Raw genomic sequence first — 366 nt, forward strand, 5'->3', positions numbered from 1 at the left:
GTGTCGTCAGCCGACAACGTCTCGACGGCCGCGGCTTCCATGAAGCTGCCGCGAGCAGCCCGCCAATCACGTCGGCCATAGGCCTCCCGAGCCGCGATCAACGTCTCATGCACGTCCGTCTCCTACAAGCTCTCAGCCTCACTCTAGCCCGATCTGTGCCGACGAAAGTCCCTCACGTCAGCGAACCCGCATCATCCTGCTCACGACCTCAACATCCACCTCATCAACGCCGCCACCAGGCGATCGCCCTCCACCCCTCGTCATCACCTGAGTGGCGGCGGACATCCAGGCCGCAAGCGGACGTTCTCACCCTTGAGCCAGGCCTGATGTGCGCGATGTTGCTCCTCGGTGGTGGCGATGCGGCTT

Source organism: Phytoactinopolyspora endophytica (assembly GCF_004138495.1).
In the GTDB taxonomy this organism is placed as follows: Bacteria; Actinomycetota; Actinomycetes; order Jiangellales; family Jiangellaceae; genus Phytoactinopolyspora; species Phytoactinopolyspora endophytica.